Genomic DNA, 4,258 nt, shown 5'->3' with positions numbered 1-4,258 from the left:
TGGTGGAATTCGCGCCATGCTAACCCTTCCGCTATCCAAGTATAAAAAAACAAAAACTATATCTCTTATTTCGATTTGTAGCGGACTCATTAATGTTGGACTTAACATACTGATGGTACCAGCATGGGGAAGTTTAGGTGCAGCCTTCAGTACCTTAATTGTTCAAATTATTGCAGTGATCATGATTTGGAGAGCCGTATTGCTTATAGAGAAGGAAGTGTTAAACATGGTTGCTTACCTGAAGATCATTCTGATAACAGTAATTCTTGGCAGTTTTATTTATGTGAATGTGGAATTAACATGGATACTAGAAGCTGTTATTAAGCTGGGAATTATTGGTATATGGTTAATGTTTATTTGGCATTTCAGAATTCTGGAACCAATTGAAAAAACAAGAATAAAACAAGCTGTAAATAAATGGAAAAAAATTAATCAGCTTAAGGAGAACTTTAATAGTTTAAAGAAATAGGTGTTTATAACTCATGAAGGATCGTTTAAATAATTCTCAACTTCAGTATGTTTTGTTTCATATTGAACAACACATTGACTTGAGTCCAATCAAATCATTAATAGCATACTCTGATAAGGACGACACTAATAAAATAATTTTCAGAACTTCTGATAAAGAAATCGATAAAACGTTCTTCATCATACATGACAGCAAGAACCTTCCCGTATTGTTTCCCTTGTCGGAAGAAACCAGTTTTTATTGCATTGAAAATAACAGACTTGTATTCAACCATGACATTTTAAAAGCAATCTTTTATCTCCTAAGTGGTTATCAGGAACATAATTCTCCAAATAAGGATTTTATGGAACGCTTTCCTTATGAGCACTCAATTCAAAAAGAACTGAATATTACTTCCGAACCAGTGGTCAACTACTATATCGCTATTATTTCTGAAGCATTGATAAAGTTTGCTGCTCAACAAAATATTCAACTGAAAACCAAACGATTATTTGAAACTGCAGGATTTTTACTTTCTCACGACATTGACAGAGTTAATTATTACCATTGGCGAGAAACGGTATACCGTTGGATGCAGATATTAGGCTTGCGCAAGGCTAACTATAATAAGAAAAGGCTATTCAATGCAGCAATAGATTCTATTCTCCCTACAATCTTCCCCGGTTATAAGCCCGATCCTTTTCGTAATTTTAAAACAATGCGGAAAATGGAGAAGAAATACGGCATGGTATCCTCCTGGTATTTTCTTAATCGTGATGGTTCAGATCATGATGCACGATATTATTTTAAGGAAAAAAGTATTCGTGATATAATGAATTTCCTCTATCATGAGAACTGCGAAATTGGCCTTCATGGATCACTAAAAACATCCTCTAGCAAAGAGGCAATGATTAAGGCACTGAACAAACTTAAAGCAAGTTTCAATTACGAAGTACCCGGAACTCGTCAACATTACCTGAAGTTTTCTAACCCTGACACCTATCGTATTCAACAACAGTGCGGCATTAAATATGATACAACGGTTGGCTTCGCTGAACATGAAGGATATAGGAACAGTTACTGTTATCCTTTTCACCCTTATAATTTTGATAATGATACAATGATGGACATCTGGGAATTCCCTTTAATAGTAATGGATGGTACTTTGTTTTATTACAGGGAACACAACTATGAATCGGCCATGAAAAGCATTGAAAACCTGTTGATTGAAACCCTTAAATTTGGAGGAATATTTACGCTTCTTTGGCACAATTCATTCTTTGATGAATATGAATTCCCTGGCATAACCAACTTTTATAACAATTTGCTGAAATCAATCCATAACAATGGCTGCGAATCATTGACCGGAGCTGACTTATTGAATCGAATTTATTGAAGATAAACGATTTATAATGATATCTTCCATATGCTCAATAATAGCAGAATAAGTATAATTTTCAAGAATAAACTGTCCCCCTTCCTTACCTAATCTTAGCCGTAACTCGTTATCATTAAGTAATTTTACAATTTGTTTTCCCAGTTCGTTATAATTCCCTTTCGAGTAAGTTAAACCTCCCTTTTGCAAACGCTCCTCATTAGTTAAGTCTGACTCCATCACTACGGGCAACTCACATAACTGTGCATCCAATGCACTTAACGTATTTTCTTTAGGAAAAACAGCTACATCCGCCATGTTATAATATGCATTCAGCTCATTAACTTTAACAGCATCTTTTACAATTAAATCAATCGCAGAATCAATCTTCGTTGCCTTAAAAACTGAAGTATAATATGGTTCTGATTTACCACCAATCATTAATAGACAGACATCTGATAAACCATCTTTTACATGATTCAAAGCTTCAATAATTAAATGAGGAGATTTGGGCTGATTAAACTTTCCTGCATACAATACAATCTTTTTATTATCTGAAATTTGCAACTTTTCTCTTAAAATTTTACTTGAATATAAATCTGAATAAAAAACATTCTCATCTGTTCCGATTAAATAAGGATAAATCTGTTCTTTTTTCAGCCCATATTTTTTCAGTAAGATATTTTTATTTTCTGTAGCTGTATAAAAAACCGGAGCGTTAAAGTAGTTAAGATTTTTAATAACCCGTTGCTTAAACAACCTGAAGTATAACTTCTCAGCACTACCACCTTTAAACTGATTATCAAGCGTATGAGTATCTGTACAAATCAAATACCTTCGATATAAATGTTTTTTACTCAACAGTTGAAAGGCCGTGTACGATTCCATAGCATGCACAAATAAAACATCCGGTTTAAGCGAATGTATCTTGCGTAATAAACCTTTCATTAATAAATTGTACCCTTGCTGTTTCTCGTACTTAATTGGTAGTCGATGAATTTTGATATTATGCCTTTTTTCAAAATCATCATCCATCTGTTTTATTTGGCTTTCGTTAAGTCCTTCGCTTGAAAACAAGCGGAGTGAATTGGAACAAACAATGTGCATGTCCACATCCTTTCGATGGAATTTAGCCGTGAAATTAAGTTGGTAACCCATTTCTGGATGAAAGCGATCTTCAACATGTACTATTTTTACCTTTTTCATTTCTCTATCTACTTGTTTCAACCCACTTCAACGTGTAATACCTCAATTCCCATTTTGACTGTGGCTAATGGGGCTGCCAATGTTGAGTTTATATCGCCAAAAACAAAATCAGGATGCTCATCTATCAGAACTTCTTCGAATCGCTCCATAATTAATGCAGTTTGTTTGGCGTGATTTAAAGATCCACACTATAAATTGTGCTTGGGTAAAGGAATTTCAAGTTGTTCAAATAATACTGCCCAGCATACACCACAATATCATCAATTAGCATACCATATTTGTTTTTGATTGCACGACTAATGGCAGCAGCTTTAATGATCTGTGGTCTTGCTCCTACAATGTTAACGAGTTTTATCATTCCGTTTACTATTAAATCAATAAATACGAAGCCAAAACTAGATAAAATACAACGCATTTAAAATTCACACCACCATATATAACTTGATATGTCGCTGGTTAATTTTTGTTAATTCAAAGATTAATTGCCATCTTTTCCCGCTCATCCAAAGGCATTTTATATTTTTGCACTAATTCGAAAAAATGGCAAATAAAAATCAAATATCAAGCGGACGAAAACTCAGAAGTTCATATATCACCACAACGATTAGTATTTCGTTGGTTTTGTTTCTCTTAGGTATCATCGGTCTATTATTTTTAAATGCTCAACGATTATCAACTTATGTGAAAGAAAACATCGGCTTCACGGTATTGATTAAGGATAATGCCCGGGAAGCGGAAGTCAAGCGATTGGAAAAACTGTTAAGCACCTCTCCTTTTATAAAACAAACAGAATATGTAGATAAAGATCGGGCGGCTGATGAGTTGAAAGAAGAGCTGGGTGAAGATTTTGTCGACTTTTTAGGCTACAATCCTTTGTTATCATCCATTGATGTTAAGTTGTTTGCCCAATACGCCAACCCTGATAGTCTGGTAAAAGTTGAAAAAGTAATAATGGATTTTCCTCAAGTGAAGGAGATCATCTACCAAAAAAATCTTATTCATTTGGTTCATCAAAATGTGCAACGGATCGCTTTTGTATTAGCTGCCTTTGCACTGATGTTACTTTTAATTGCCATTGCACTCATAAACAACACCATTCGATTATCGGTTTATTCGAAACGCTTTATAATCCGGACAATGCAATTGGTAGGTGCCACCAAAGGGTTCATCAGGCGACCTATACTTTGGGGAAGTATTCTGCATGGCTTTGTTGGAGCTGTAATTGCAAT

The 4,258-nt window shown here is 34.5% G+C and carries 5 protein-coding genes and 1 pseudogene; 3 read left to right on the top strand and 3 right to left on the bottom strand.

Annotated features, from left to right (window positions below; translation table 11 throughout):
- Positions 1–469: pseudogene (locus AC4MRQ_RS25190) on the top strand (hypothetical protein); the annotation flags it as partial.
- 13 nt (positions 470–482) lie between these two features.
- Positions 483–1,844, top strand: coding sequence for a polysaccharide deacetylase family protein (locus tag AC4MRQ_RS25185; RefSeq protein WP_491200496.1), 1,362 nt, complete (start codon positions 483–485; stop codon positions 1,842–1,844).
- Here AC4MRQ_RS25185 and AC4MRQ_RS25180 read toward each other — a convergent pair.
- From AC4MRQ_RS25180 to AC4MRQ_RS25170, 3 genes are read right to left on the bottom strand one after another with little or no spacing between them, the layout of a single operon-like run.
- Positions 1,824–3,029 (bottom strand): glycosyltransferase family 4 protein, encoded by a 1,206-nt coding sequence (locus tag AC4MRQ_RS25180; RefSeq protein WP_491200495.1) that lies wholly within the window; start codon positions 3,027–3,029, stop codon positions 1,824–1,826. The two genes, AC4MRQ_RS25185 and AC4MRQ_RS25180, sit on opposite strands and share 21 nt — an antisense overlap.
- A 17-nt stretch (positions 3,030–3,046) precedes the next feature.
- Entirely contained in the window at positions 3,047–3,178 is a 132-nt protein-coding gene (locus AC4MRQ_RS25175) for a UDP-N-acetylglucosamine 2-epimerase (protein ID WP_491200494.1), read from the bottom strand.
- Positions 3,179–3,204: 26 nt separating this feature from the next.
- Positions 3,205–3,387 (bottom strand): hypothetical protein, encoded by a 183-nt coding sequence (locus AC4MRQ_RS25170; protein WP_491200493.1) that lies wholly within the window; start codon positions 3,385–3,387, stop codon positions 3,205–3,207.
- Positions 3,388–3,569: 182 nt separating this feature from the next.
- Here AC4MRQ_RS25170 and AC4MRQ_RS25165 point away from each other — a divergent pair.
- Positions 3,570–4,258: cell division protein FtsX (locus AC4MRQ_RS25165; RefSeq protein ID WP_491200492.1), on the top strand; the 689-nt coding region annotated here is incomplete at its 3' end.

The sequence above is a fragment of the Carboxylicivirga sp. genome, assembly GCF_982718395.1.
The sequence above is the reverse complement of the archived record's forward strand: the minus strand, read 5'-3'. Positions and strand labels throughout refer to the sequence as shown.